The sequence below is a fragment of the Curtobacterium sp. RIT-PI-V genome (genome assembly GCF_025642935.1).
Lineage (GTDB): Bacteria > Actinomycetota > Actinomycetes > Actinomycetales > Microbacteriaceae > Curtobacterium.
On record NZ_JANZKM010000002.1, the window covers coordinates 151,165 to 177,656 of the forward strand.

24 protein-coding genes are annotated in these 26,492 nt (G+C 72.0%); 11 read left to right on the forward strand and 13 right to left on the reverse strand.

The window, feature by feature from the left end; genetic code table 11:
• Positions 1-30 precede the first annotated feature (30 nt).
• Positions 31-1,338 carry an exodeoxyribonuclease VII large subunit gene (xseA, locus tag OGL88_RS02845; protein ID WP_263089470.1) on the forward strand — a complete coding sequence of 436 codons (1,308 nt, stop codon included), beginning with the start codon at positions 31-33 and terminating at the stop codon, positions 1,336-1,338.
• A gap of 25 nt (positions 1,339-1,363) precedes the next feature.
• Here xseA and OGL88_RS02850 read toward each other — a convergent pair whose 3' ends face one another.
• Positions 1,364-2,119: an alpha/beta hydrolase gene (locus OGL88_RS02850; RefSeq protein WP_263089471.1), complete on the reverse strand. Its 756-nt coding sequence runs from the start codon at positions 2,117-2,119 to the stop codon at positions 1,364-1,366.
• Positions 2,120-2,200: 81 nt separating this feature from the next.
• Between OGL88_RS02850 and OGL88_RS02855 the strand changes: the two genes are divergently transcribed.
• From OGL88_RS02855 to OGL88_RS02870, 4 genes are all read left to right on the forward strand, one after another.
• Entirely contained in the window at positions 2,201-2,446 is a 246-nt protein-coding gene (locus OGL88_RS02855; RefSeq protein ID WP_111084805.1) for an exodeoxyribonuclease VII small subunit, read from the forward strand.
• Positions 2,443-3,078 (forward strand): DUF4245 domain-containing protein, encoded by a 636-nt coding sequence (locus OGL88_RS02860; protein ID WP_205464082.1) that lies wholly within the window; start codon positions 2,443-2,445, stop codon positions 3,076-3,078. The genes OGL88_RS02855 and OGL88_RS02860 overlap by 4 nt, the downstream gene beginning before the upstream one ends.
• Before the next feature lie 76 nt (positions 3,079-3,154).
• Positions 3,155-3,769: a carbonic anhydrase gene (locus tag OGL88_RS02865; RefSeq protein WP_111084807.1), complete on the forward strand. Its 615-nt coding sequence runs from the start codon at positions 3,155-3,157 to the stop codon at positions 3,767-3,769.
• 162 nt (positions 3,770-3,931) lie between these two features.
• Positions 3,932-5,335: a class II fumarate hydratase gene (locus OGL88_RS02870; RefSeq protein ID WP_123294166.1), complete on the forward strand. Its 1,404-nt coding sequence runs from the start codon at positions 3,932-3,934 to the stop codon at positions 5,333-5,335.
• 92 nt (positions 5,336-5,427) lie between these two features.
• Here OGL88_RS02870 and OGL88_RS02875 read toward each other — a convergent pair whose 3' ends face one another.
• From OGL88_RS02875 to OGL88_RS02885, 3 genes are all read right to left on the reverse strand, one after another.
• A complete protein-coding gene (locus OGL88_RS02875; protein WP_181437469.1) occupies positions 5,428-6,789 on the reverse strand; it encodes a PhoH family protein in 1,362 nt (453 codons plus the stop codon).
• Positions 6,790-7,269: 480 nt separating this feature from the next.
• The gene (locus OGL88_RS02880) at positions 7,270-8,379 is read right to left on the reverse strand and encodes an aminotransferase class V-fold PLP-dependent enzyme (protein ID WP_263089472.1); all 1,110 of its coding nucleotides are present in this window, start codon (positions 8,377-8,379) and stop codon (positions 7,270-7,272) included.
• 161 nt (positions 8,380-8,540) lie between these two features.
• Positions 8,541-9,326, reverse strand: a complete 786-nt coding sequence (locus OGL88_RS02885) for an isoprenyl transferase (protein ID WP_173170760.1) — start codon at positions 9,324-9,326, stop codon at positions 8,541-8,543.
• Positions 9,327-9,421: 95 nt separating this feature from the next.
• On the opposite strand from OGL88_RS02885, the gene trhA reads away from it, so the two are divergent.
• Complete coding sequence (gene trhA, locus OGL88_RS02890) at positions 9,422-10,129, forward strand: PAQR family membrane homeostasis protein TrhA (protein WP_111084811.1); 708 nt, start codon at positions 9,422-9,424, stop codon at positions 10,127-10,129.
• A 132-nt stretch (positions 10,130-10,261) separates the two neighbouring features.
• Here the strand turns inward: trhA and OGL88_RS02895 are convergent, their stop codons facing one another.
• Both OGL88_RS02895 and mca read right to left on the reverse strand, forming a co-directional pair.
• Positions 10,262-10,567, reverse strand: a complete 306-nt coding sequence (locus OGL88_RS02895) for a hypothetical protein (RefSeq protein WP_263089473.1) — start codon at positions 10,565-10,567, stop codon at positions 10,262-10,264.
• Positions 10,564-11,454, reverse strand: a complete 891-nt coding sequence (mca, locus tag OGL88_RS02900; protein WP_263089474.1) for a mycothiol conjugate amidase Mca — start codon at positions 11,452-11,454, stop codon at positions 10,564-10,566. The genes OGL88_RS02895 and mca overlap by 4 nt, the downstream gene beginning before the upstream one ends.
• A 23-nt stretch (positions 11,455-11,477) precedes the next feature.
• Between mca and OGL88_RS02905 the strand changes: the two genes are divergently transcribed.
• Entirely contained in the window at positions 11,478-11,978 is a 501-nt protein-coding gene (locus OGL88_RS02905) for a DUF4307 domain-containing protein (RefSeq protein WP_165918729.1), read from the forward strand.
• Between the two features lie 70 nt (positions 11,979-12,048).
• Entirely contained in the window at positions 12,049-12,537 is a 489-nt protein-coding gene (gene greA, locus OGL88_RS02910; protein WP_263089475.1) for a transcription elongation factor GreA, read from the forward strand.
• 146 nt (positions 12,538-12,683) lie between these two features.
• Here greA and ilvA read toward each other — a convergent pair whose 3' ends face one another.
• Together ilvA and OGL88_RS02920 are read right to left on the reverse strand one after the other, a co-directional pair.
• On the reverse strand, positions 12,684-13,943 hold the full coding sequence (gene ilvA / locus OGL88_RS02915; protein WP_131845291.1) for a threonine ammonia-lyase: 1,260 nt from the start codon (positions 13,941-13,943) through the stop codon (positions 12,684-12,686).
• A 62-nt stretch (positions 13,944-14,005) separates the two neighbouring features.
• On the reverse strand, positions 14,006-15,256 hold the full coding sequence (locus OGL88_RS02920) for an AI-2E family transporter (protein WP_263089476.1): 1,251 nt from the start codon (positions 15,254-15,256) through the stop codon (positions 14,006-14,008).
• A gap of 92 nt (positions 15,257-15,348) precedes the next feature.
• Here OGL88_RS02920 and OGL88_RS02925 point away from each other — a divergent pair, with 92 nt between their 5' ends.
• A complete protein-coding gene (locus OGL88_RS02925) occupies positions 15,349-16,620 on the forward strand; it encodes a winged helix-turn-helix domain-containing protein (RefSeq protein WP_263089477.1) in 1,272 nt (423 codons plus the stop codon).
• A 7-nt stretch (positions 16,621-16,627) separates the two neighbouring features.
• Here OGL88_RS02925 and OGL88_RS02930 read toward each other — a convergent pair whose 3' ends face one another.
• Together OGL88_RS02930 and OGL88_RS02935 are read right to left on the reverse strand one after the other, a co-directional pair.
• Entirely contained in the window at positions 16,628-17,530 is a 903-nt protein-coding gene (locus tag OGL88_RS02930; protein ID WP_263089478.1) for a M48 family metalloprotease, read from the reverse strand.
• A 19-nt stretch (positions 17,531-17,549) separates the two neighbouring features.
• Positions 17,550-18,131: a LemA family protein gene (locus OGL88_RS02935; protein ID WP_111084820.1), complete on the reverse strand. Its 582-nt coding sequence runs from the start codon at positions 18,129-18,131 to the stop codon at positions 17,550-17,552.
• A 233-nt stretch (positions 18,132-18,364) separates the two neighbouring features.
• Between OGL88_RS02935 and OGL88_RS02940 the strand changes: the two genes are divergently transcribed.
• On the forward strand, positions 18,365-20,722 hold the full coding sequence (locus tag OGL88_RS02940; RefSeq protein WP_263089479.1) for an Ig-like domain-containing protein: 2,358 nt from the start codon (positions 18,365-18,367) through the stop codon (positions 20,720-20,722).
• Between the two features lie 92 nt (positions 20,723-20,814).
• Complete coding sequence (locus tag OGL88_RS02945) at positions 20,815-22,533, forward strand: class I adenylate-forming enzyme family protein (protein ID WP_263089480.1); 1,719 nt, start codon at positions 20,815-20,817, stop codon at positions 22,531-22,533.
• A 180-nt stretch (positions 22,534-22,713) separates the two neighbouring features.
• Here OGL88_RS02945 and OGL88_RS02950 read toward each other — a convergent pair whose 3' ends face one another.
• The 3 genes from OGL88_RS02950 to OGL88_RS02960 form a co-directional block, all read right to left on the reverse strand.
• A complete protein-coding gene (locus tag OGL88_RS02950) occupies positions 22,714-24,039 on the reverse strand; it encodes a threonine/serine exporter family protein (RefSeq protein ID WP_263089481.1) in 1,326 nt (441 codons plus the stop codon).
• Positions 24,040-24,049: 10 nt separating this feature from the next.
• On the reverse strand, positions 24,050-24,733 hold the full coding sequence (locus OGL88_RS02955; protein WP_205464071.1) for a class F sortase: 684 nt from the start codon (positions 24,731-24,733) through the stop codon (positions 24,050-24,052).
• A 173-nt stretch (positions 24,734-24,906) separates the two neighbouring features.
• On the reverse strand, positions 24,907-26,430 hold the full coding sequence (locus tag OGL88_RS02960) for an HtaA domain-containing protein (RefSeq protein WP_263089482.1): 1,524 nt from the start codon (positions 26,428-26,430) through the stop codon (positions 24,907-24,909).
• Between the last annotated feature and the right edge of the window lie 62 nt (positions 26,431-26,492).

Below are 26,492 nucleotides of genomic sequence, written 5' to 3' on the forward strand. Positions count from 1 at the left end.
CGATGGACGTCCCGCACGAGAAGGAGCGACATGGCGATCGAACAGGGCCCGCCGACGGCCGACAACCCGTGGCCGGTCGCGCTCCTCGGCGCGAAGCTCCGCGACTGGATCGACCGGCTCGGCACCGCGTGGATCGAGGGCGAGATCACGCAGTGGAACGTCGCGGGCGGCAACGTCTACGGCAAGCTCAAGGACGTCGAGGTCGATGCGACGGTGTCGTTCTCGATCTGGTCGAGCGTGCGGTCCCGGGTGCCGGCGGACATCAAGCAGGGCGACCGGGTCGTCGCGGCCGTCAAGCCGAACTACTGGGTCAAGGGCGGCTCGCTCACCATGCAGGTCGTCGAGATGAAGCACGTCGGCCTCGGGGACCTGCTCGAACGGCTCGAACGCCTGCGCCGCACCCTGGGTGAAGAGGGACTGTTCGACCCCGCACGCAAGAAGCGGCTGCCGTTCCTGCCGCACCGCATCGGCCTGATCACGGGCAAGGACTCCGACGCCGAGAAGGACGTCAAGCGCAACGCGCAGCTCCGGTGGCCGCAGGTCGAGTTCCGCACCGTCCACACCGCGGTGCAGGGCGAGCGCACCGTGGGCGAGGTCACGGCGGCGATCCTCGAGCTCGACGCCGACCCGACGGTGGACGTCATCATCATCGCCCGTGGCGGCGGCGACTTCCAGAACCTGCTCGGCTTCAGCGACGAAGGGCTCGTCCGCGCAGCAGCAGCGGCGAGCACCCCGATCGTGTCGGCCATCGGGCACGAGGCGGACCGTCCCATCCTCGACGAGGTCGCGGACCTCCGCGCCTCCACCCCCACCGACGCCGCCAAGCGCGTCGTGCCCGACGTCGCGGAAGAGCTCGCGAACGTCCGGCAGGCCCGTGCCCGCATCGGCCTGCGGTTGTCGCAGACGCTCGCGGTCGAGGCCGACCGGATCGCCGCGCTCCGGTCGCGCCCGGCGCTCGCGTCCACGGCGTGGCTCGTCGACACCCGTGCGGAAGAGGTCGCCCGCGACCTCTCCCGATCGCGGGAGCTGCTCGACCGTCGGCTCGAGCGGGGCCACTCCGAGGTCGGGCACCTGACCGCCAGGCTCCGTGCGCTGTCCCCGCGCGACACCCTGCGCCGCGGCTACGCGATCGTGCAGCGGGCCGACGGCGGCGTGGTGCGGTCGTCCGACGACCTGACCGGGCAGACGCCGGTACACGTCACGCTCGGCGCGGGGACGGCGACCGGGACGCTCGAGCCGGACGGACCGGGTCCGGACGGTGCGGGTTCGGCCGGGTCGGGTTCGGCCGGGTCGGGTCCCGCCGGGTCGGGTCCCGCCGGCTCGGGTCAGGCCGCCTGACACGTCGGGGTCGCCGACGGTCTGCTCACCAGCCGCGGTCGCGCAGCCAGGCCGTCGCCAGTGTGCTCCACGCCTCGGCCGGCCCGAGACCCTCGGCGAGCCCGATGCCGTGCACCCCGCGCTCGAACACGTGCAGGTCGAACGGCACCCCGTGCCGCGCCAGCGCGTGTGCGTAGGACAGCGAGTGCGTCACCGGTACGTGCTCGTCCTCGGCCGTGTGCCACAGGAAGGTCGGCGGAATCCGGTCGTCGACGAGCAGGTCCGCGTCGACCGCGGACCGCTCGCGGACGCTCGCGCCCGGTCCGAGCAGGTTGTCGGCGCTGCCGACGTGCGGGTGGTCCGTCATCGACGTCACCGGGTAGCAGAGCACCGTCAGGTCGGGTCGGTCGTCGACGTCCGACACGGCGCGCTCGGCCGGCGTCGGTGCGTTCGACACGAGGGCCGCCAGGTGCCCGCCTGCCGACGAACCGATCACGACGATCCGCGGATCGGACGGGAGGCCCGCCCAGCGTCCGGCACGCAGGTCGCGGACGAGCGCTCGGGTCGCCACCACGGCGTCCGGGTGGCGGTGCGGGGCGAGCGGGTACGCGAAGACGACCGCGTCGACACCGATCCCGTTCAGCCAGCGGGCGTACCCCTCACCCTCGTGCGGAGCGTGCATGCCGTACCCGCCCCCGGGCAGGACGACCGCGAGCGAGGGGCGGTCCGGCAGCCCGTCGCGATCCGCGCTCGTTCCGTGCGGTGCCGGGTACCAGTCCACGCCCTCGGGGAGATCCGTCATGGCGCGACCCTACCGGCCGGTGTTCTCCCCAGGCGCAGCGGGCACGTCGGTCAGTCGGTGGACGCTCGGTAGGATCGAGTCGTGCCATCCCAGCAGGAACCCGAGCAGACCGACGTCCAGTCGCTGAGCTACGAAGCAGCCCGCGACGAACTCGTGCGCGTCGTGAGCGAGCTCGAACAGGGCTCCGCGACCCTCGAGCGCTCGCTGTCGCTCTGGGAGCGCGGCGAAGCCCTGGCCGCCCGCTGCGAAGAGTGGCTCGTCGGAGCCCGGGCCCGGCTCGACGCGGCCCGTGCGGCCAGCAGCGCCGAGGACGGCTCCGCCCGATGACCGACGCGAACGGTCGCCCGATCGTCGCCGAGCTCGGCCGCCCCGAGACGGCAGAGGAGACCTGGGCGCGCAAGGACGCCGCACGCACCGCTCGCCGCCAGCACCAGACGGCCTTCAACCTCGTGATCGCGCTGATCGCGTCGCTCGGCATCGTGCTGTTCCTCGTCGCCGTGGTCGTGCGGCCGAACACCACGGTCGACCGCACCGTCGACTACCAGCAGATCGCGGCCGACGCCCACGTCGGTGACATCACCCTCGCCGCCCCCGACCTGCCGAGTGGCTTCACGTCGAACCGGGCCGACTTCTCCGACAAGACCTCGGACGACGTCGACGTCTGGACCGTCGGGTTCGTGACGCCGGACAAGCAGTACCTCAGCCTGCAGCAGGGCGTGGCCGCCAACGGCTCGTGGGTGTCGAACCAGCTCGACCAGCGACCGTCGACCGGCACGCGCGTCATCGACGGCACGAAGTGGACCGTCTACGACCGACGGGCCGAGGGCTCCGACGCCGGCAACCACGCGTACTCGCTCGTGTCGACGTTCGGCACCAACACGATCGTGCTCTCCGGCACCGCCGACGACTCGTCGTACCGCACCGTGGCCACGGCCGTGACCAAGCAGTTCTCGCAGTAGCGACCGCCGGACGGATCCTGCCGGACACCCCGCAGCCCGACCACTCGACCTGATCCGACCCGATCCGAGGAGCCCCATGCCCGACCGCGCCGCCTCCACCCCGTCCGACGCCCTGCGCCTGCTGGTCGACGGCAACGCCCGCTTCGCCGCCGACAAGCGCCGCATGGGTCGCACGGACCCCGACCGCCGCACCGAGCTCCAGGGCTCGCAGGCGCCGTTCGCGACCGTCCTCGGCTGCTCCGACTCGCGCGTGCCGTTCGAGCACGTGTTCGATGCGGGCATCGGTGACCTCTTCGCCATCCGCAACGCCGGGCAGATCGTCGACGACGTCGTGCTCGGGTCGATCGAGTTCGCGGTCGTCGCGCTGGGCACTCCGCTCGTCGTCGTCCTGCGCCACACCCGGTGCGGTGCCGTCGCTGCCGCCCGCTCGGGTGAGCCGGTCCCCGCGCCGCACCTGCAGGCCCTGGTCGACGCCATCGCCCCGAGCGTCGAGAAGGTCCGTGCCACCGACGCCGAGCTCCCGCAGGAGGCGATCGGCGCCGCCCACCTCGAGGCCACGCTCCGCCAGGTGCTCGAGCGCTCCGGTGCCGTCTCCGACGCGATCGCCGAGGGCCGGCTGGCCGTCGTCGGCGCGACCTACGACCTCGGCACGGGCGAGGTCACCATCGACACGGTGGTCGGCAACGCCTGACGCCCCCCTCGGCGCCGCACCCACACGTCCCACATCCGTCGCACCGGTACAGTCGAACGAGACGCCCGGCGCCGGTTCCGTGACCCACGGAGACCTCGTGCGGCGGCGCAGTCCCCCGACGCGACCGCGTCCGGCCAGCACCCCAGGAAGGACCACGACGACGTGACCGACACCACCGAGACCGAGTTCCGCATCGAGCACGACACCATGGGCGAGGTGCGGGTGCCGAAGTCGGCGTTGTACCGCGCCCAGACCCAGCGCGCGGTCGAGAACTTCCCCATCTCGGGCACCGGGCTCGAGTCGGCCCAGATCGTGGCGCTCGCCCGCATCAAGCGCGCCGCGGCGATCGTGAACGGCGAGCTCGGCATCGTCGAACCCGCCGTCGCCGACGCCATCGCCGGCGCCGCAGACCTGATCATCGGCGGGCAGCACCACGACCAGTTCCCGGTCGACGTGTACCAGACCGGCAGCGGCACCTCGTCGAACATGAACATGAACGAGGTCCTGGCCACGCTGGCGTCGGACATCGGCGGCACCGCGGTGCACCCGAACGACCACGTCAACGCCTCGCAGTCGTCGAACGACGTGTTCCCGACCTCGGTGCACGTCGCCGTCACCGAAGCCCTGCTGCGCTCGCTCGTCCCCGCGCTCGAGCACCTCGCCGAGTCCCTCGAGGCCAAGGCGACGCTGTGGGCCGACGCCGTGAAGTCCGGCCGCACGCACCTCATGGACGCCACCCCGGTCACCCTCGGCCAGGAGTTCGGCGGCTACGCACGCCAGATCCGCCTGGGCATCGAGCGGGTCACCGCGACGCTCCCCCGCGTCGCCGAGGTCCCGCTCGGCGGCACCGCCGTCGGCACCGGCATCAACACCCCGAAGGGCTTCCCGCAGCGGGTCATCGCCCAGCTCGCGAGCGACACCGACCTGCCGATCACCGAGGCCGTCGACCACTTCGAGGCCCAGGGCGCGCGCGACGCACTGGTCGAGGCCTCCGGGGCCCTCAAGGTGCTCGCGGTCAGCCTGACGAAGATCAACAACGACCTGCGCTGGATGGGGTCGGGCCCGAACACCGGGCTCGGCGAACTGCACATCCCCGACCTGCAGCCGGGCTCGTCGATCATGCCCGGCAAGGTCAACCCGGTCATCCCCGAGGCGACCCTGATGGTGGGCGCGCGGGTCATCGGCAACGACGCCACCATCGCCTGGGCAGGTGCGTCCGGTGCGTTCGAGCTCAACGTCGCGATCCCGGTCATGGGCACGGCACTGCTCGAGTCGATCCGCCTGCTGGCGAACAGCTCGCGGGTGCTGGCCGACAAGACCATCGACGGGCTGCAGGCGAACCTCGAGCGAGCCCGGGCCTTCGCCGAGTCGTCGCCGTCGATCGTCACCCCGCTCAACCGGGTCATCGGCTACGAGGCCGCCGCGAAGGTCGCGAAGTACGCCGTCGCCGAGGGCATCACCGTCCGCCAGGCCGTCGTGGCGCTCGGACACGTCGAGCGTGGCGAGGTCACCGAGGAGCAGCTCGACGCGGCACTGGATGTCCTGTCCATGACCCACCCGAACTGAGCTTCTGACGCGGGCAAGTCTCGCGGTGAGCGACAGTCCTCGCGCCGGTGCGCGCGAGAACTGTCGCTCAGGCCGAGTCTCGGCCGACGGACCTAGACCAGGTCGGGCGAGTCCAGCAGGTCCGTCACGAGGGCGGCGATCGCGGAGCGCTCCGACCGGGTCAGTGTGACGTGGGCGAACAGCGGGTGGCCCTTCAGCCGCTCGATGACGCTCGCGATGCCGTCGTGCCGTCCGACCCGGAGGTTGTCGCGCTGCGCGACGTCGTGGGTGAGCACCACGCGGGAGTTCTGCCCGATGCGGGAGAGCATCGTGAGCAGCACGTTCCGTTCGAGCGACTGGGCCTCGTCCACGATCACGAACGCGTCGTGCAGGGACCGACCGCGGATGTGCGTGAGCGGCAGGACCTCGATCAGGCCGCGTTCGACGACCTCGTCGAGGACGTTGTCGGACACCACCGAGCCGAGGGTGTCGTAGACCGCCTGCGCCCAGGGGTTCATCTTCTCGCCGGCGTCGCCCGGCAGGAACCCGAGGTCCTGGCCACCCACGGCGTACAGCGGCCGGAACACCATGATCTTCTTGTGCTGCTGTCGTTCGAGGACCGCTTCGAGCCCGGCGCACAGGGCCAACGCGGACTTGCCCGTACCGGCGCTGCCACCCAGGGACACGATGCCGATCTCGGAGTCGAGCAGGGCGTCGATCGCGAGCCGCTGCTCGGCGGACCGGCCGCGGAGCCCGAAGACCTCACGGTCGCCGCGGACCAGGGCGACGGAACCGGCGGTGTGCACGCGACCGAGGGCCGAACCGCGCTCGGAGTGGATGACGACACCGGTGTTGACCGGCACGCCGTCGAGCTGGACGGAGCGGATCTCTTCCTTCTCGTACAGGTCGGCCATCTGCTCGCCGGACACCTGCAGGTCGGCGATGCCGGTGTAGCCGGAGTCGACGGCGAGCTCGGCGCGGTACTCCTCGGCCGCCATGCCGATCGACGACGCCTTGACGCGCAGGGGCAGGTCCTTCGACACGACCACCACGTCGAGCCCGTCGTTCTGCAGGTTCGAGGCGACGGCGAGGATGCGGGAGTCGTTGTCGCCGAGCTGCAGCCCGGACGGCAGGACGGACTGGTTGGAGTGGTTCAGCTCGACGCGGAAGGAACCGCCGTCACCGAGCGCGATCGGGAAGTCGAGCCGTTCGTGTTCGATGCGCATCTCGTCCAGCAGCCGCAGGGCCTGCCGCGCGAAGTACCCGATCTCCGGGTCGTTGCGCTTCGACTCGAGTTCGCTGACGACCACCACGGGCAGGACCACCGCGTGCTCGGCGAAGCGGAACAACGCCCGCGGATCGCTGAGGAGCACCGATGTGTCGAGCACGTACGTGCGCTGGGCGACCGATGTGGACGAGTCCGCGGTGTGCTGGTGCTGGGTTCCGCGAGAGACGTTCTGAGAGGTCACGACCACTCCATCCCCGGGCCGCGAGCAGCCCGGTCCATGTCCTCGAACGCGGCCGTGGAGCGGGTCCCGAAGCACCGACTGTGGCCGCTTCGATCGGGCGCGGTGCCCGATGGGGACAACGTACGTCCGCCCTCCGACACCCCGCCAGCGACACGCGGTTTCCGGCGTTACGGTCACGTGAACAACGTGACACCGGCAGTCGACCGGTCACGAGCTGTCGGCTGCGGACGTGCCGCCCGACAGACGGCGACCAGTCGGCGGACGTGCGCGGTGCGTCGTGACCGCTCGCGGGTGGCGGACGGGAGGCCCGTGGCAGCCTGATACCGCGCCTCCAGGCTGCCCGCTGGTCGCGACTCGTCGCGCGGGACGGCGTCGAGTGGTCACCAGCTGTCGGCTGCGACCGCGCGAGCCGACAGGTCGTGACCACTCGACGGAGGGGAGGCCCGTGGCGGCGCCGCCCCGCGCCTCCCGTCCGGCGGGCGCGCGCTACTGCAGCGTGGCGTACGAGACGCAGGCGTCCCGGAACATGTCCAGCGTCTCGTCCGTCGTCGAGGCGAACACCGACACCCGCGCGACGCCGAGCCGCGTCGTCGCGGTCACGCCGTGGTTGTGCAGCGCCGCGGACAGCGCGGTCAGGCGCCCCTCGGCCGGCCGCAGCACGACGATGCCGGCGCGCTCGCGCGGGTCGCGGCTGGACTCGACCTCGAGCCCGAACTCGTCCGCGATCGCGAACACGCGCTCGACGCGCTCGGTGACGCGCTCCTGCACGGCGGCGACACCGACGGCGGTCAGCCGGTCCAGCGACACCGCGAGACGCGCCTGCGCGATGGGGTCGATGCGGGTCATCTGGTACCCGGCGGCACCCGGGCGGACGGCGGGGACGTCCACGGGCCAGCCGGTGGTGCCGTGCGGGCCGGACAGGGCCGGACGCAGGCGGTTCAGGGCACGGTCACTGAAGGCGGTGAAGCCCGTGCCCCAGCCGGCGTGCAGCCACTTCTGGCCGCCGGTCGCGACGACGTCCGCGATCTCGTACGGGGCGTCGACGACGCCGAAGCCCTGGATCGCGTCGAGGATCAGCAGGCGGTCGCCGATGACCTCGCGGATGCCGGCGAGGTCGGCCAGGTAGCCCGTGCGCCAGTCGACCAGCGACACCGCCACGGCCGCCACGTCGTCGGTCAGGCGCTCCTGGATGAGCGAGGGCGTCATCCACCCGGCACCGGACTCGATGACGACCGGCTGGACGCGGCCGCCGGTCGCCGAGGCGGCGCTCGCCAGTGCGAGCGGCAGCGAGGGGTACTCGTCGGCCGACACCAGCACGCCGCCGGTCAGTCCGAAGGCGGTGTGGAGCAGGCCGGGCGTCGTCGCGGTCTGCGAGACGACCTGGTCCTCGCGGCGACCGACCAAGCGGGCGGCGACCGTTCGGACGCGGGCGTCCTGCTCGTCGAGGGTCTCCATGGCGCCGAAGCGCATGTGCTCCTGGATCGTGCCGAGCACGCGCTGCTCCTCGAGCACGGCGGTCTGCACGGGGCCGAACGCAGCGTGGTCGAGGTAGCCGGGGTCCTCGGAGAAGCCGGCGGCGTACTCGTCGATGTTCACAGGGGGTGCACCTTTCACAGTGTCGAACCCTGAGAGCCTACTGGGACGGGGCTGCCGCGGCCGACGCGACGCGGGACCTGGCCAGCCAGCTCGTCAGCGTCAGTCGGGTCCCGGGGGCAGCCGGCTCAGCCGCCTCAGCCGCCTCAGCCGCCTCAGCCGCCTCAGCCGCCGAAGCGTCGCGACCGGAGCCCGAAGTCGCGGACGGCGCGCAGGAAGTCGACCTCGCGCAGGTCGGGGTAGAGCGCCTCGACGAAGTAGAACTCGCTGTGCGCGCTCTGCCAGAGCATGAAGTCGGACAGTCGCTGCTCGCCCGAGGTCCGGATCACCAGGTCGGGGTCGGGCTGGCCCTGCGTGTACAGGTGGTCGCCGATAAGCTCGGGGGTCAGGACCTCGGCCAGGGTGTCGATCGTGCCGCCACCCGCGCCGTGCGACTCCACGATGCTGCGCATGGCGTCGGCGATCTCGCGGCGTCCGCCGTACCCGACGGCCAGGTTGATGTGGAGTCCGGTGCGGCCGGCGGTGCGCTCCTCGGCCTGCGCGAGCGCGGACACGAGCGAGTCGGGCAGGCCCTCGTTCGACCCGACGTGCTGGACGCGCCAGTCCGTGGTGTCCGCGAGCACCCCGGCCAGGTCGCCGATGATCCCGACGAGCTCACTGAGTTCCGCTCCGGCACGACCGGTTAGGTTGTCGGCGGAGAGCAGGTAGAGCGTCACGACCTCGATGCCGAGCTCGTCGCACCAGGTCAGGAACTCGGGGATCTTCGCGGCGCCGGCGCGGTGACCGTGCGCGGCGGACTCGAGCCCGAGCTGCTTCGCCCACCGACGGTTGCCGTCGACGATCATGGCGACGTGCTTCGGCTTCGCGCTGCCCTCGATCTGGCGGCGGATGCGGCTCTGGTAGGCGCGGTAGAGGATCCCTCGTCCTGCCCATCCCACCCTGCCGGTCACGCACCGAGCGTAGTGCACCGTCGGTCGGAGCGTCCCGAGTGCGGCTCCCCCAGGACTCGTGGCATCCGTTCGGGCGCGGGGCTTACAGTCGGCACATGCAGGACGAGCACGAGACCGCCACCCTCCCCCACGTCCCGTTCACCGAAGAAGCCGCGACGACCACGGAGGACACCCGCCCCGCCTGGCGCGGCTGGATCCACCTCGGTGCGTTCCCGTTCGCCATCGCGATGGGGATCGTCCTCATCGCCCTGGCCGACAGCACCGCGGCGAAGGTCGGCAGCGCGGTGTTCATGGCGACGTCGCTGGCCATGTTCGGGGTCTCCGCGACGTACCACCGGTTCCCGTGGGGGCCGACCGTCAAGGCGGTGCTCAAGCGCATCGACCACACGAACATCCTGCTGCTCATCGCCGGCACCTACACGCCGATCGCGATCTGCGCCCTGCCGCACACCCTGATGGTGGTCGTGCTCTGGGTGATGTGGTCCGGCGCCGCCCTCGGCATCGCGTTCCGGGTGCTGTGGATCAACGCGCCCCGGTGGCTCTACGTGCCGATCTACCTGGTGCTCGGGTGCGCGGCGCTCGGGCTGCTGCCGCAGTTCTTCGCGGCGAGCGTCCCGATGACGGTGCTCATCCTGTCCGGCGGGGTCGCCTACATCGTCGGCGCGCTGGTCTACGGCTTCAAGCGGCCGAACCCGGTGCCCACCCAGTTCGGCTTCCACGAGGTGTTCCACGCCCTGACGGTCGTGGCCTTCGGCGCGCAGTGGGTCGGCGTGCTCATCGTCGCCCTGGACCCGGTGCGCTGACCGTCCGTCGCACGTTCCTTCCCAGAACGCTTGCGATGCCTGGTCGTTCCGGGCGTAGTCACCCGAAACTTCCGACCAGGTACGCCCGATCCGACCAGGTACGCCCGGATCCGGCCGGCGCGCGGGTGCGCGTCAACCGCGTTCGGTGTCCTCCCCGACGTCGGCTCGGCCGTCCTCGGCCGCACGGCGCTCCGACTCGTCCGTCGCCGGACCGTCGACCGCGGTGCCGTTCGCCTCTGCCTCGAGACGCTCGCGGATCTCCGACCGGTAGCGCGTCCGCCGGATGCGCCGGGTCATGTCGACGACCAGGACGATCGTCGCGACGGCCACGAGCGCGATGGCGATGAACCCGACGACACCGGGGGTGACGTTCACGTCCGGCACGACGCTGGGGCTGGGACTGGGGGTGGCGGCGAGTGCCGCCGCGATGGAGCTCACGGGGTCGGTTCCTTGTCGGCAGGGATCCCGGCGAACAGATCGGTCTCCGGGAGCTCGGTCGGCACGCGGGCCTCCACGAGCTGGTAGTCCTCGGTCGGCCACACCGTGGCCAGGAGGTCGTTCGGCCAGTAGAAGAACGCACTGTCCGGAGCCACCTGGCTGGCATGGGCACGGAGCGCGGCATCGCGCTGGTCGAAGTACTCGTGCACGTCGACGTGCGTGGTGGCGAGGTCGGGCCGGTCGGCGAACCGCTCGACCCATTCGCGCAGCTGCTCGATCGCGGGGCTGTCCGGGTCGCGGTCCTGCAGCGCCTCGAAGATCGTCCGGAAGCGGCGCGGGTTCATCGTGCGCTCGTAGTAGAGTTTCGCGATCGACCACGGTTCGCCGGCCGCGGGGTACGCAGCGGGGTCGGCCGCGGCGCTCCACGCGGCGACGGACACCTCGTGCGTGCGGATGTGGTCGGGGTGCGGGTAGCCGCCGTTCTCGTCGTAGGTGACGAGCACGTGCGGACGGAACCGGCGGATCACCCGGACGAGCGCCTCGGTGCTGTACTCGAGCGGCACGGTCGAGAACGTGCCGGGTCGGACGGTCTCGCCCTTCTCGGCGTCGGGCAGCCCGGAGTCGTGGTAGCCGAGCCACAGGTGGGCGATGCCGAGCGCTGCCTGCGCGGCGGCCATCTCACCGCGGCGGTACCCGGCCATGTCGCGGTGCGCGCGGCTCGTCGCGGGCTCGCCGAGCTGGTCGTTGAGGATGTCGCCGGCCTCGCCCCCGGTGCAGGACACGACCAACACCTCGTGCCCTTCGGCCACGTACTTCGCCGCGGTCGCCGCCCCCTTGCTCGACTCGTCGTCGGGGTGGGCGTGGACGGCCAGCAAGCGGTACGGCACGGGACTTCCTCACGTGGGTGAGCGTGGGCGAGCGGAGGACGAGCGGGGACGGGAAGTGCACAGCGACGCGTGAACTACCCTGGGATCAGGATAATCACCCCGGGAGCCCCGAACTGTCCGAACAGCACCACACCGCCACCCTCGACGACCGCTACGGCCGCACCCCGGCCCGCGCGCGCCGCAGCAAGGCCGTCGCGATCACCGCCGCCATCGCCGTGGTCGTGGTCTTCGCCGCCTGGGTGATCTGGGCGGGTCTCGACCAGTCCGACCGCGGCCTGACCGACGACGTCGTGGGGTACGAGGTCCTCTCCCAGCACAGCACGGTCGTGCACTCGCAGGTCTCCGTCGATCCGGGCGTCCGGGCGAAGTGCGCCGTCCAGGTCCTCGACAAGAGCTACTCGATCGTGGGCTGGAAGGAGATCACCCTCGCCCCGTCCGAGCAGCGCACCCGCAGTGTCAGCACCGAGGTGACGACCACGACCCGTGGCGTCACCGGCTTGATCCACGACTGCTGGATTCCCTAGACTGTCCTGATTCGCCTCTCGAGACCGACCACTCGGCCGGTCTCGTTTTTCATGGTCGAAGGGACAGAAGATGAGCAACGACACGCAGGTCACCTGGCTGACCCAGGAGGCGCACGACCGTCTCCAGGCGGAGCTCGACGAGCTGAGCGGCGAGGGCCGTGCCGAGATCGCGCGCCGCATCGAAGCCGCTCGCGAAGAGGGCGACCTCAAGGAGAACGGCGGCTACCACGCCGCCAAGGACGAGCAGGGCAAGATCGAGGCGCGCATCCGCGTCCTCACGAACCTCCTCAAGCACGCGACCGTCAGCGAAGCCGTCTTCGACGGCACGGTCGAGCCCGGCACCGTCGTCACCGCGGTCATCGCGGGCGACGAGTCGACGTTCCTGGTCGGCAGCCGCGAGATCGTCGCCGAGGGCTCCGACCTGACGGTCTACAGCCCGGTCAGCCCCGTCGGCGCGGCGATCGTCGGCCTCAAGGCCGGCGACACGGCCACCTACACGGCGCCGAACGGCAAGGAGATCGCGGTCGAGGTCGTCAAGATCGAGCGCTACGAGCCGTAGGCAGCACCACAGACGGACAGGAGGCCCGGGGCGACACCGCCACGGGCCTCCTGTCCGTCTGTCGGTCGCGTCCACGGCCCCGCCCGCCGGGGCGCACCACGGATGCGACGGGACACGCGTCGAAGGACTCGTGGATCGTCGCAGGACTAGTGCTCGAGGAGCTCCGGGCGGAAGCCGACCTCGTGCAGGCGCTGGATGACCTCCTGCGCGTGCTCGGGGCCGCGCGCCTCGATCGACAGGTCGAGCGCCACCTCGTTGATGACCAGGCCCTGTCCGTGGCGGGTGTGCAGGACCTCGACCACGTTCGCGCCGGCGTCCGAGATCACCTGGGCGACCCGGGCGAGCTGGCCCGGACGGTCCGGCAGCATGATGCGGATGCCGATGTAGCGCGACGCGGCGACCAGACCGCGGGTGATCACGCGCTCCATCATGAGCGGGTCGATGTTGCCGCCGCTCAGCAGCACGACGGTGCGCCCGGTGTCGCGGACGGCGCCCGACATGATCGCGGCGACGCCGACGGCGCCGGCGGCCTCGACCACGAGCTTCGCGCGCTCGAGCAGCACGAGCAGGGCGCGGGCGGTGTCGTCGTCGGAGACCGTGACGATGTCGTCGACCAGGTCGCGGATGATCGGGAAGTTCAGGTCGCCGGGGCGGGCGACCGCGATGCCGTCGGCGATCGTCGGTGTCGTCGTGATCGTGACGGGCTCGCCGGCGCGGATCGACGACGGGTAGGCAGCGGCGTTCTCGGCCTGCACCCCGATGACCTTGATCGGTCGTCCGAGCCGCTCGGCCATGCCCTTGACGGCGAGGGCGATGCCGGAGATGACCCCGCCGCCGCCGATCGGCACGACGACGGTGTCCACGTCGGGTACCTGGTCGATGATCTCGAGGCCGAGGGTCCCCTGGCCGGCGATGACGGCGGGGTGGTCGAACGGCGGGATGAAGACCGCTCCGGTGTGCGCGGCGAAGTCCTTGGCGGCGCTCAGGGCTTCTTCCACCGAGTGGCCCCGCAGGACGACCTCGGCGCCGTAGTGGCGGGTGGCCTGCAGCTTCGGCAGCGCGACGCCGACCGGGGTGAAGATCGTCGCCGGGATGCCGAGCTCGCGGGCGGCCAGGGCGACGCCCTGGGCGTGGTTGCCGGCGCTGGCCGCGACGACGCCCTTGGCGCGCTGTTCCTCGGACAGGGTCGACAGGCGGTTGTACGCGCCGCGGACCTTGTAGGCACCGGTGCGCTGCAGGTTCTCGCACTTCAGGTGCACGGGCGACCCGAGCAGTTCGGCCAGGAACTGCGAGGTCTCCATCGGGGTGACGCGCGCGACGCCCGAGATGGTCTCCCGCGCCGTCTCGATGTCCGCGAGGGTGGGGATCGCGGCGAGCGTGTGCTGGGAGGCGCTGGTGTCGGTCACTCCCCCATCATCGTCGCTCCGGGCGTCCGCGGCGAACCCGTGACACGAGGGATCGTCCAGCGTCAGCCTGCCGTTCCCTTGACCGCGGTCGGCTGCTCGTCGGTGCCCGGCTTCGGGACGTCGCCACGGCGCTTGCGCAACTTGAGGATCTTGCGCCGGCGCTTGCTCCGGACGTTCTCGTCGTGCGCGTCCTGCTTGGCCTCGCGCACGTGGTCGGAGTCCATCGTCTTCCACCGGCCGCTCGAGATGGTCGTGACCATGGAGTTGACGGTGGCGATGAGCGGGACGGCGAAGAACGCGCCCGCGATGCCCGCGAGCCCCGACGCCGCAGTGACCCCGAGGACGACGGCGAGCGGGTGCACCTTGACGGCGCTGCCCATGACGAGCGGCTGCAGGATGTGTCCCTCGACCTGCTGGACGATGAGGATGACGACGAGCATCCAGACCGCCGCCACCCAGCCGTTGAACACCAGGGCGACGAAGACCGCCAGGAACCCGGTGACGATCGCACCGACGACCGGGATGAACGACCCGAGGAAGACGAACACGGCGATCGGCACGACGAGGGGCAGCTGCAGGATCGCGGCGCCGATGCCGATGCCGACGGCGTCGACGAACGCGACGAAGATCTGCACCCGGATGAAGCTCGTCAACGTCGTCCAACCGGCGACACCCGCGCCGTCGATCGCGCTGCGGGCGTTCTTCGGGAAGAGCCGGACCGTCCAGCGCCAGACGTTCTTGCCGTCGATGAGCAGGAAGATCACCGTGAAGATGACGATGAACAGGCCCGTGAGGATGTGCGTCAGCGACGACCCCGCGCTGGCCACCCCGGACAGGATCGAGCCGGAGTTGCTCTGCAGCCAGTCGGTCGCCTGGTTGAGGTAGGAGTTGAGGTCCTTCTGGCTGATGCCGAGCCCGGAGCTGAGGACGAAGTCGCGGATGTTGTCGTACTGCGACAGCGTGCGGTCACGGAGCGACGGGTAGGCGGCGGCGATCTGGTCGACGACGAGCCAGATGAGCGCCCCGACGGCGGCGAGCCCCCCGACGAGACTGACGATGACGGCGACCCACTTCGGCACGTGGTGGCGCTGCATCCAGTTCGACAGCGGGACCAGGAGCGCGGCGACCACGATGCCGATGAGGAACGGGATGAGGATCTCGCTGAAGAGCGTCACCAGGTAGATGACCACGGCGACGACGCCGACCACGACGAGGATCCGCCACGACCACGCACCGGCGATCCGCATGCCGGGCGGCACCGCGTCATCGACGACGACGGGATCCGTGTGCGGTGTCTTCTTTCCCCAGGCCATGGGCCGATCCTATCGATGCGCTCGGCGTCGCGTTCCAGATACGGCATACGTTCCGTCGCCGCGCTGTCGGCGGGGTTCGGTAGCGTCGCCGCATGGTCAGGTCCTCGCTCTCCGCCGCCGAAGCCCGCCGCGTCGCCCTCGCCGCGCAGGGGTTCGGTCGGCCACCGGCGACGGACGTCTCGACGCGTGCGGTGAACGCAGCGTTCGCCCGACTCGGGCTGCTGCAGATCGACTCGGTGAACGTGTTCGAGCGCAGCCACTACCTGCCGCTCTTCGCACGGCTGGGGGCGTACGACCGGTCCACGCTCGACCGTCTGACCCTCGGCCGGTCCGGGCCCTACACCGAGTACTGGGCGCACGAGGCCGCTCTCATCCCGCGCGACGACCTGCGGCTGTTCCGCTGGCGGATGGACGCCCTGCGGGAGCGCGACGCCGGTCCGACCCGGATCGACGGCGTCACCCGCACCGCCGGGGTCCGACGCGAGCTGCACGCGCTCCTGCGTGCCGAGGGGCCGATGCGGGCCAGCGCGGTCGAGCACGAGTCGAACGTGCGCCGGGGACCGTGGTGGGGCTGGAGCGACGTGAAACTCGGGCTCGAGCAGATGTTCCGTTGGGGCGAGGCCGTGAGCGCCGGACGGTCGGGCTTCGAGCGCGTGTACGCCCTGCCCGAGCAGGTCCTGCCGGCCGGATTCCTCGAGACGGCCCCACCGCGCGCTGCCGCAGTGCTCGAACTCGTCCGGCACGCCACCCGCGCCCTCGGCGTCGGCACCCGGGCGGACATCGCCGACTACTACCGACTGCGATCGGACGACACCGCCGGCGCCATCGCGGAGCTCACCGCTGCCGGCGAGCTCCTGCCCGTGCGGGTCGAGGGCTGGGGTGAGCGGGCCTGGCTCCATCCCGATGCCCGGGTGCCCCGACAGCTGACCGCCGACGCAGTGCTCAGCCCGTTCGACCCGGTCGTGTGGTTCCGCCGGCGGGCGGAGCGGATGTACGGGTTCCACTACCGGATCGAGATCTACACACCGGCGCCGAAGCGGGTGTTCGGGTACTACGTGCTGCCCGTGCTGCAGGACGACCGCCTCGTCGGCCGGGTCGACCTGAAGAGCGATCGGCAGCGCGGCGTGCTGCGGGTCCGGACCGCGTGGCAGGAACCCGGCGAGCACCTCGATGCCGAGCGGCTGGCCGAGACGCTCCGACGCACCGCCGCCTGGCAGGGACTCGACGAGGTCGAGGTCACCGATCGGGGCACGGCTGCGGCCGCGGTCGCCGGGGCGCTCGGCCTCTCGCTGGTCCCGCACGAAGCCGTCGACGACGCCGATGCCCCGGAACCCACGGAGCAACTCGACGCCGTCGAGGCCTGACCGGGCGTCAGAAACGGTCGGCGTTCGCCCGCAACCGTGCGATGCGGTCCGGCAGCGGCGGGTGCGTCGAGAACAGCCGGTCCATCACACCGGGGCGCATCGGGTCGGCGATCCACAGGTGGGCCATCGACGAGTTCTGCGTCTGCATCGGTCGGCCGTACGCGCCGAGCTTCTCGAGCGCCCGGGCGAGGCCTTCGGGGTGGCGGGTCGTCATCGCACCGGTGGCGTCGGCGAGGTACTCGCGCTGCCGGGACACCGCGGCCTGCACGCCCGCCGCGGCGATCGGCGCCACGACGACGGCCACGATGCCGGCGATGAGCAGCACCGGGTTCGTGCCGCCGCCGTTGTCCGAGTTGCGGTTCCGACCGCCGGACAGGCCGCTGAAGATCGAGATGCGCAGGAGCACGTCGGCGATCAGGCCGACGGCGACCACCAGCCCGAACACCATCGTCGACACCCGGATGTCGTAGTTGCGGACGTGCCCGAGTTCGTGGGCCATCACTCCCTGGAGCTCCTGGTCGTCCATGATCTGCAGCAGCCCGGTCGTCGCCGCGACCACGGCGTGCTCCGGGTCGCGCCCGGTGGCGAAGGCGTTCGGCGACGGGTCCTGGATGACGTAGACCCGGGGCATCGGCATGCCGGTCGAGATCGCGAGGTTCTCGACCGTCCGCCAGAGCCGTGGTTCGGAGGTGCGGTCGATCTCGATGCCACCGGCGATGGCGGTCGCCTGCCGAGCGGCGAAGAAGTACTGCAGCACCGCGTAGCCCAGGGCGACCGCGAGCACGATGACGCCGATCGAGACGTTCCCGGCAAGGTAGCCGCCCAGGAACCCGAGCGCGCCGATGATCAGCAGGAAGACCAGGACGATGACGACGGTGTTGCGCTTGTTCCGCGCGATGGCGCTGTACACGGCAGCTGCGAGGCTGGGGTCAGAACTGGACGCGCGGCGGCTCGGCGATGGCTGCCGGTTCGGCGGTCTCGAAGAACGTCGCCTCGGCGAAGCCCCGTCGCTTGGCGAACGTGGAGTTCGGGAAGACCCGGATCTTCGTGTTCAGCTCGCGCACGCCGCCGTTGTAGAAGCGCCGGGCGGACTGGATCTTGTCCTCGGTGTCGACGAGCTCCGTCTGCAGCTGCAGGAAGTTCTGGCTCGACTGCAGCTGCGGGTACCCCTCGGCGACCGCGAACACGCTCTTCAGCGCCTTCTGCATGTGCCCCTCGGCCGCGGAGGCCGTGCCGGCGTCACCGGCCGTCAGGGTCTCGGAGCGCGCCTTGGTGACGTCGTCGAAGACGGCCTTCTCGTGCGTGGCGTACCCCTTGACCGTGTCGACGATGGTCGGGATCAGGTCGGCACGCCGCTTCAGCTGCACCGAGATGTCGCTCCAGGCCTCGTCCACGCGGACCTTGAGCGTGACGAGCGAGTTGTACGTCACCCAGAGGTAGATCCCGATGATGACCAGGATCACCACCACCACTCCGACGACGATCAGCGTCGTGACGAGTCCGGTGTCCATGCGTGGGTGCTCCTTCTCGCGTTCGGATCCGCGGTGCTGCGTGGCCTGAACGGCCGTCGTGAAGTCTACCGACGCGTCCGCAGTGCTCGCGTCGACCGTCAGGGTTCACGGGCGATTCCCGAGTCCCGCACACCGGGCGTTCGGACTGCGGGGGGGGGGAAAGACGACCGGATGCGGGACATCATCCGCGAGGTGTATTGACCCAGCGGCCCACATCACGTGGGATGGAGACGGTGAGCACGCGAGGGGACAACGTGGACGACCGGGCCGTCGGGGGCGACGGCCCCCGTCGTCGTACCCGGTTCGTCGCGCTCGCCTCGGCCACCGCGGTCCTCGCCGCGGCGCTGCTGGCGGCGGCAGCCGGACCCGCGTTCGCCGGTGCCGCGAGCCCAGAGCAGTCGACCACCGCGAGCACCGAACGCGTCAGTGCTGCCAGCACCGCGACCCCCGCACCGAGCGAACTCGTGGGACCGCCGAGCAGCGGCCGCCCCGGAACTCCCACGCCCCCGCCCGCGTCCACCGGGCGACCGCCCGTCGCACCGACCATCGCCGACCCGGGGGACGTGACGAGCAGCACCGCCCGGTTCCACGGCACCGGCACCCCGGGGCACGTCGTCGGCGTCGCGGGGCCCGCGACGACCGGCTCGGCCGGGTGCTCGGCCCAGGTGCAGGCGAACGGTTCGTGGGCGTGCCTCGGTACGGTGCGGTCGGGTCCGCAGCAGGTCTTCACGGTGCGGGACGTCACCGCACCGAGCCAGCCGCCCGCGAGCGCCCCGGCGTCCGACGTCATCGTGCCGCCGACCGTCGCGTCCGACCACCCCACCAGCGGCGCGCTCTCCGGCACGGGCTTCCCCGGTTCCACCGTGGTGCTGTCGGTCTCCGGCTCGTCGACGCAGCAGTCCGCGCCGGTCGGTCCGGACGGGCGGTGGACGACCTCGCTCGTGCTGCGGTCCGACGCGACCGTCACGGTGACCGCGTCGCAGACCGCGAGCACCGCGCGCGGCTACCGCTCCGACCTGCGCAGCGCGTCCTCGGCCCCGGTCCGCATCACGGTCGACCGCACCGCGCCGGCAGCCCCGCGGATCACTTCACCGGACGACGGCGACCGCGTCGGTCCGCGCGCCACGGTCGTCCGCGGCACCGGCGAGCCCGGAGCCGACGTGACCGTCTACGTCGACCGCGCACCCGTCTGCCGGGCCGAGGTCGCTGCGAACGATTCCTGGTCCTGTTCCACCGCGGGTTCGCAGTTGCGGGCCGGTGCACACGACCTCACCGCGACGCAGCACGACGCCGCCGGCAACTACTCGCGGTCGTCGGCCGCCGTGCAGGTCACGGCGTGGTCGACCTCGGGCACGCCGAACGGCACCCCCGGCACCGGCGGGGACGCGCCGACCAACGGCACCGGCACCAACGGCACCACGACCGCACCTGGTGACGGCCAGAGCCCCGGCGACACGGGGACCCCGGCCGGCACCGGAACCGGGAACGCAGGCGGCACCGGCGACGACGGACCGGGATCAGCGGCAGCGCCCGGTGACGGCACCGAGCCGACCGGCACGAGCACCCCCGGGGCCGCGGGCTCCGGCGGCAGCCACATCGACTGGTCGGGCCCCGCGGGCGACTGGACCGCCGCGACCGCCTACGACCGCACCGTTCCGACGATCCAGGCCGCGTTCTCGTGGCGGACCGTCCTGATCGCCACGGCCGTCGCCGCTGGGTTCCTCCTGCTGATCGCCGCGCCCCTCGCGCTCGTCGCCGCCGCTGCCCGCGGGCGCATCCGCTCCCCCTTCGCCGGACTGCTCGGGCGGAACCGCTCGCGCTCGGACCGCTCCGGGTCCGACGACGTGCTGCCGACGTGGGTGTCGATCACGGTCGCAGTGACCGTCGCCGCGCTGTGCACGCTGCTCGGCGTGGGCGTCTCGCTCGAGGCCCGCTACGTCCGCCTCGCCATCGCCGTGCTGCTCGGCACCGCGGTGCTCACGGCAGCCGTGGTGCTCGTGACCCGGTGGGCAGCGGGGCCCGACCACCGTGCGGTGGGCTTCCGGGTGTCCCCGTGGCTGGTGCTCGCGGCGCTCGTGGCGTGCGGGATCACGCGGGCCGCAGACCTCTCCCCGGCCCTGATCGTCGGGGTGGTGCTCGTGCCGTCGGCACGCCCCGACCTGGACACCGCCGCACTGCGCCTCGGCTCCGGGATCGCTGCCGGTGCCCGGAACGCGACCTGGCGGACGGTCGCGCTGCTCGGACTCGCGACCGCGGGGTGGGTGCTCCACAGCCTGACTGCGGGCGGGGGCTTCTGGTCCGCGGTGACGTCGGAGTTCGCCATCACCCTGTGCGTCGGCGGGGTCGGTGCCGTCGTGGCGACGCTGCTGCCCTTCGCGGGTTCCGCCGGCAGTGCGCTCCTCGCGGCCTCGCGTGGCCGGTACGTGGCACTGGCGGTCGTCGCGGTCGCGCTCACCGCCGCGGTCTACTCGGGTCCCTCGGGGACCCACGCGTCGCCGGTGTTGCTCGTCGCGGTCGGCGCGACCTGCGTGGCGGGCGCGATCGGGGCCTGGTTCTGGGCGCGCACCACGCGACCGGACACCGCCGTCTGACCCGCACCGGGCCTCCCGTCCGCCGTCCCCGCGCGGCGGATACAGTGACGATCGGTGCGTGACGCGCCGTTCGACCGCCCCAGGGAGCGATGATGACCGAGACCCGATCCGACTACGACCCGACGCGGTTCCGCGAGGTGTTCGAGGGCAGCTACACGTACGCGAACGGCTTCGCGCGGAACACCCACCGCTTCGCGGACCGGCCCGCGCTGCGTGACCCGGACACGGGTCGGTCGTGGACCTACGCGGAACTCGGGGACGTCGTCGACCACATCGGCGGCTGGCTCGTCCGGCACGGAGTCGGTCGCGGTTCGGTCGTGATGGTCGAGCTGTTCAACTCGCCGGAGTTCGCGATGCTCTACCTGGCGTGCCACCGCATCGGCGCGGTGTTCTCGCCGACGAACTTCCGGCTCGCGCCCGACGAGGTTGCCTTCATCGTCGAGGACTCCGCGCCGGTGGTGCTGGTGCACGACGCCGCGCGCGGCGACGACATCGCCCGAGCGCTCGAGACCGCGCCGCACCGTCCCGACCACATCGTCGTCGTCGGTGGCGACGACCATGCCGCGCACCAGGACCGCGACGCGCACGACGACCACGCAGCACACGACGCGCGCGTCGCGTTCACCGCACTCCTCGCCGCCGACCCCGTCACGCCCGCCGAACTCGCCGCGACCGAACCCCGCAGCACCTACGACGAGACCACTCGGCTCTACACCTCCGGCACCACGGGGCGACCGAAGCCGGTGCCCCTGCCGAGCCTGGTCGAGGTGCTCAGCGCCCACGACGTCGTGATGCACTTCCCGCTCAGCCCCTTCGACAAGACGCTCAACATGTCGCCGCTGTTCCACCGTGGCGGCCTGTACTCGGGTGGCCCGAACCCGGTGTTCTACGTCGGCGCCGAGCTCACCACCCTGCGGCACTTCGACGCCGAGCGGGTGCTCGACCTGGTCGAGTCCGAGCGGCTGACGTTCCTGATCGGTGCGCCGCCGAACCTGGTGCAGCTCGCGAACGCGCAGGAGGGGCGGCCCCGCGACCTGTCGTCGCTGCACGGCATCGTCACGATGGGTGCACCGCTCGACCGCGCCGCCGCACTCCGCTACCAGGAGCTCCTGTCCCCGCGGATCTTCAACGGCTACGGCACGACCGAGACCTTCTGGAACACGTTCCTGCGTCCCGAGGACTTCCCCGACGGCGCCGGCTCCACCGGCCGTGCATCGACGGACGACGACGTCGCTGTGGTGCGCGTGTACGAGGACCGCCTGGCCGACCCGAGCGACACCGTGCCGAAGGACGGCTCCGAGATCGGCGAGTTCGCGGTCCGGACCGTGAAGTCCGGCTACTCGTACCGCAACCCGGGGCTCGAGGCGGAGAAGTTCGCGAACGGCTGGTTCTACCCCGGCGACCTCGCGACGTGGGACGAGCACGAACGCGTGACGATCGTCGGCCGCAAGGACGACATGATCATCTCCGGCGGCGAGAACGTGCACCCCGTCCAGGTCGAGGCCGCCCTGCAGGAGCACCCGGGCGTCGCCGACTCGATCGTCGTCGGGATCCCGGACGAGCGCTGGGGCGAGGTCGTCACGGCGTACGTGGTCCGTACCGCGGGACGGCTGCCGGACGACGACGCCGCAGCCGCCGCCGTGCTCGAGGAGTGGACGAGCTCGCACCCGGGGCTCGCGCGCTACAAGCGGCCGCGGCGGTACCGGTTCGTCGACGAGCTGCCCTACAACGCGACGGGCAAGAAGGTGCACTACCTCGCCAAGGCGACGGCAGCGGAGGACCAGGCGGCGGGCCGACTACTCGAGCCGTAGCGGGCCCGGCACGTGCGCGGCGTCGGACGGGAGGCCCGTGGCGGCCCCGCCCCGCACCTGCCGTCCGGCCGTCGGTCGCGCCCACCCCGCGCGCGGTGCTTTGCGGGATCGGGCGTACCTGGTCGAGACTTCCGACCAGGTACGCCCGATCCGGCCAGGTACTCCCCCGGTCACCCGGCGCTACGAGTGGCTCGGCGCGTTCCGGGCGAACAGGCCCGGCAGCAGCCCGCCGATCTTCGTCCCGATGCACAGGCTGACGAAGGTCGCCAGGGGTGTCGCGAGGGACTCGGCGTCGAACGTGGCCACCGCCACCAGCCCGACGGTCCCGGGGACGAGCAGCAGGAACGCCGGGAAGAACGACACCGTCGCCGGGATCGCCGGCACGAGCCGCTCGAGCAACCGGGTCGCGACGAACAGCAGCGCCGCCGTCGCACCGGTCGCGACGACGCTCCCCCACACCGGCGTCGTCCCGCTCACCAGGGCGTAGGCGGTGACCATGACCGCCACCGACACGAGCGTCAGCCGCCAGCCCGAGCGGAACACCAGGCCGAGGCCGACCGCCAGGACCACCACGGCGACCCACGACACCCAGTAGGACGGCACGGACTCCCACCCGGCGAGGTCCGTGCCGACGCCGGCGACCTCGCCGACGAGCGCCGCTGAGGACGGGTCGACGTGCAGCCCGGTCAGCGCGCTGCCCGAGGCGATGCCGGCCGCCATGAAGCCGAGCATGATGAGCCCCTGGACCAGCCGCGAGGACCCGGTCACGATGTCGGCGGCGGTCAGCTCGAGCAGGGCGTTGGTGATGAGGGCACCGGGGACGAACACCGCCACCGGGGCGCAGACGGCGAACAGCGGGACCTGCTCGAACCCGGCACCCGCGGCGACGAGTCCGACGATGGCCGTCGACACGAAGGCGGCCAGGAACGGGATGATCGCGACGGCCTCGCGGAAGCGCCGGAGCAGCAGGCCGATGACCCCGACGAGCGCACCGACCAGGAGCGCGAGCAGGATCGCCCACCACGGGCACCGGAAGACGACCGCGAGCCCGGCGGAGGTCAGCGCGTTGCCGAGGATCCACGGCAGTGCGGGCGGCGGGACGGTGCCGGCACGGATGGCCCGGACCCGTGCGGGGATCTCGGCGAGGGCGATGGAGCCGCTCTCCAACCCGAGCACGACCCGGTTCGCCCGTGCAGCCTGTCGCGACGACAGCTCGACGCCCTCGGCGTTCACGATCGTCGCCGCACCGGTCGAGACCTCGCTCACCATCACGAGCGCCGGCAGCACCCCGATCGCCAGGGTCGGACCGACTCCGGCGGCGTCGCGGGCCTTCTCGAGCGCCGAGCGGACGTCGGTGACGGAGCTGCCCGCGTCGAGCAGCAGCGCACCGAGCGTGCCGAGGAGCATGCCGACCGGAACGGTCTCGCCGTCGACGACCTCGACGTGGGCCTCGGGCCGACGGAGGGCGTTCTGCAGGTTCGCGAGTGCGCTTCCGAGTCCGACCACGCAGGCGATGTTAGCGATCGAGCGTGGCCTCGATGACCACGTTGTCGACCGAGGCGGAGCCGTCCGGCCGCTGCAGGCACGTGATGAGCAGGAGCCGGCCGGGCTCGTCCGCCCAGACGTCGGCATCGGCGGCCACGGTCGCCTTCGTGATCCGCTCGGAACCGGTCACCGTCCACCGCGCGTCGCCGATCCGGACGCTGCTGCCGACCGCGACCTCGGAGCGTTGCCCGTCGATGTCGATGAGCAGGTTGCCCGGGCCGATCGCACCGTTCCGCAGCGAGTGCATGACGACGAACACGGTGCCGTCGGCGCGGTCCGCCAGCGGTACCCCCAGGTTGCGGACCCGGTACGCCTCGCTGAACCCCGGCGGCGTGATCTGCCCGTCGACGGCGTCCAGTTCGCCGAGCGGCACGTCGAGCCCGACCGACGGCACCACGAGCTGGACGCCGGTGTCGGCGACGGCGTTCGACGCGGAAGCCGCCGTCCCCGACTCGCCCGGGTCGAGCGTGACCTGCTTGCCGTCGAGCGACGTGCCGGTGATCGCCGTCGGCGAGGCCGCTCCGGTGGTCGCCGTGACCACACCGACCACGCCGACGACGAGGGCCGCCGCGGCGAGCACGGCGATCGTCCAGAGCAGCGCGGTGCCGCGACGGCGGGGCCGCCGCCTGCGGGGCGTGGTGCGTGGGGTGGTCACGATGGGTTCCGTGGGTGGTGACGGACGTGTCGGACGGGAGACGCGCCTCCCCCCACCGGCACGGCCGGAGCGCCGCTGGCGCGTCGCTCCGGAACCGGCGGCGTGGGCCCAGTCCGACACCTGGGTGCCGGGATCCGCGTGGCGGGGTCGACCGACCCGCGGATCCCGGTGCGTCAGTCCTGCTGGGTGACGCGGCGGCGGTACGCGATGAACGCGACCGAGCCGAGGGCGACGACGCCGACGGCCGACAGCCCGATCCACGGCAGGGCCGAGGTGCCGGAGACGGTGCCTCCGGTGTTCACGGCTGCGCCGGTGGTGACGGCCGTGGTGGTGTCGACCGGGTCGACGACGACGGTGCCGTCAGCGGAGACCGTGATGGCGAGCGAGACCACGGCGGTGCCGTCCGAGGACTCCACCGCGATGGTGTGTGCGCCGGCCGGGGTCTCCGCGGGGATCACGACCGAGATCGCGAAGGCGCCGTCGGCGTCCGTGGTCACCGTGCCGAGGACGACGGGGTCGCTGTGCAGGACGATCGAGTACTCCGTCGCTGCCGGCAGGCCCTCGGCACGCAGCGGCACCGAGTCGCCGACCGTGAAGGTGGTGGTGCCACCGGTGCTGATCGACGGGGCCGGGGTGGTCGGGTCGGTCGTGGGCTCAGGGGTGCCGGGCTCGCTCGGCACGGTCGTCGGCTCCGGCGTACCGGGCTCGCTCGGCTCGGTCGTCGGCTCCGGGGTGCCGGGCTCGCTCGGCTCGGTCGTCGGCTCCGGCGTCACCGGGGTGGTCGGTTCGGGCGTGGGTGCCTCGGCCGCCGTGTAGGCGATGGAGATCGGCTGCGGCTTCTTGGCCGCGGCGTCGTTCGCGCCGGACGTGTACCAGTACGAGCTCTGACCGGTCTCGTTCTGGAAGTCGACGAAGTCCGCCGGCCACGAACCCCAGTCGGCGTTCGTCTTGTTCAGGCTCGTCGCCGACGCGGGCTCGACGCCCTGCCAGTCCGGGCTCACGGTGATGCCCGAGCTCGTGACGTCGACGTCGGTGAGGGTGGCGAGGTGCACCGTGCGCGGCGTCAGCGGCGCCCAGCTGCCCCCGTCGCGCGAGGCCGCGTAGCCCGAGACCGTGGCGGTGAGCTCACCCGTGCCGTCCGCTGCGACGTGCAGTTCCGGGTCCTCGGCGGACCAGTAGGTCAGGCCGCCGTAGAACGCGACCGTGAAGCCGCCGTCCCACGCGATGTCCGCGGTGCCGCCAGCGGCGTCGACGGTGCCGGTCCCCGCGGCGAGCGTCAGGACCCCGGCGGTCGTGGTGCCCGGGCGGACCGTGGCGCCGTCGCCGGTCTGGCACTTCGTGGCGAAGGTCGGGGTCGAGGTGCCGCCCGCGGTCTTCGGGTAGGCGATCGAGACGTTGCCGGCCGAAGCGGCGTAGCCGGGCGACGGGTTGGTCGCGGTCCACGGAGCCGAGGCACCCGAGTTGCCGGCGACCCCGGCGGACAGGAAGTTGCAGCCGCCGAAGTAGGCGCCGGCGTTGGCCTCGTTGCTGAGGCTCCAGGACAGCGACGCGTCGGTGACGTCGGCGGAGGCGGCGTTCGCGGGGGCGGCGCCGAGCGCGGCGGCTGCGGCGATCGTCGCGCCGAGGGCGACGGCGGTCGCGCCGGCGGCCAGACGCCGGGCGCGAGGAGAGGACAGGTGCATTCGGGTGGTCTCCAAGTTTGGGTAGCCTTACCTAACCCACTGAGCATATGGACAGGAGTTAGGTTAGGCAACCCTAA

Bases quoted from the DNA above. Each gene is read 5' to 3' on its own strand.
- xseA (WP_263089470.1), top strand. From the start codon at position 31: ATGGCGATCGAACAGGGCCCGCCGACGGCCGACAACCCGTGGCCGGTC.
- OGL88_RS02850 (WP_263089471.1), bottom strand. From the start codon at position 2,119: ATGACGGATCTCCCCGAGGGCGTGGACTGGTACCCGGCACCGCACGGA.
- OGL88_RS02860 (WP_205464082.1), top strand. From the start codon at position 2,443: ATGACCGACGCGAACGGTCGCCCGATCGTCGCCGAGCTCGGCCGCCCC.
- OGL88_RS02865 (WP_111084807.1), top strand. From the start codon at position 3,155: ATGCCCGACCGCGCCGCCTCCACCCCGTCCGACGCCCTGCGCCTGCTG.
- trhA (WP_111084811.1), top strand. From the start codon at position 9,422: ATGCAGGACGAGCACGAGACCGCCACCCTCCCCCACGTCCCGTTCACC.
- greA (WP_263089475.1), top strand. From the start codon at position 12,049: ATGAGCAACGACACGCAGGTCACCTGGCTGACCCAGGAGGCGCACGAC.
- OGL88_RS02920 (WP_263089476.1), bottom strand. From the start codon at position 15,256: ATGGCCTGGGGAAAGAAGACACCGCACACGGATCCCGTCGTCGTCGAT.
- OGL88_RS02925 (WP_263089477.1), top strand. From the start codon at position 15,349: ATGGTCAGGTCCTCGCTCTCCGCCGCCGAAGCCCGCCGCGTCGCCCTC.
- OGL88_RS02935 (WP_111084820.1), bottom strand. From the start codon at position 18,131: ATGGACACCGGACTCGTCACGACGCTGATCGTCGTCGGAGTGGTGGTG.
- OGL88_RS02945 (WP_263089480.1), top strand. From the start codon at position 20,815: ATGACCGAGACCCGATCCGACTACGACCCGACGCGGTTCCGCGAGGTG.